Annotated in this window: 2 protein-coding genes; both read left to right on the top strand. The window is 50.9% G+C overall.

Annotated features, from left to right (window positions below):
• Positions 1–11 precede the first annotated feature (11 nt).
• Positions 12–110 carry a hypothetical protein gene (locus AB4072_RS17175; RefSeq protein ID WP_441969953.1) on the top strand — a complete coding sequence of 33 codons (99 nt, stop codon included), beginning with the start codon at positions 12–14 and terminating at the stop codon, positions 108–110.
• Between the two features lie 13 nt (positions 111–123).
• Positions 124–350, top strand: a 227-nt coding sequence (locus AB4072_RS17170) for a hypothetical protein (RefSeq protein WP_441969951.1), incomplete at its 3' end; no start/stop codon positions are given.

Raw genomic sequence — 350 nt, 5'->3', positions numbered from 1 at the left:
CACTTAATTTAATGCAGAGCAAAAATATCACCGCGATTATGGTCGCCGATGGCGATCAGCTACTCGGGGTTGTTCATATGCATGACATGCTGCGCGCTGGCGTAGTGTAAACGGGAAGCAAAAATGAGTAAGGAAAACGCAGTGGTTACCACCTGCTACGGCGACGTTTCTCAGGACGTGATGTCACGCGCACGCGAGATTAAGCTGTTGATTTGTGACGTTGATGGCGTGATGTCGGACGGACAGATTTACATGGGAAACAGCGGCGAAGAGCTGAAAGCCTTTAACGTTCGCGATGGCTACGGCATTCGCTGTCTGCTGACCTCCGGCACGGAAGTCGCTATTATAAC

This window comes from Microvirga sp. 2MCAF38, from assembly GCF_052115485.1.
GTDB lineage: Bacteria > Pseudomonadota > Alphaproteobacteria > Rhizobiales > Beijerinckiaceae > Microvirga.
Note: the sequence above shows the minus strand (reverse complement) of the source record. Positions and strands in the feature narration are given on the sequence as shown.

Bases quoted from the DNA above. Each gene is read 5' to 3' on its own strand.
- AB4072_RS17175 (WP_441969953.1), top strand. From the start codon at position 12: ATGCAGAGCAAAAATATCACCGCGATTATGGTCGCCGATGGCGATCAG.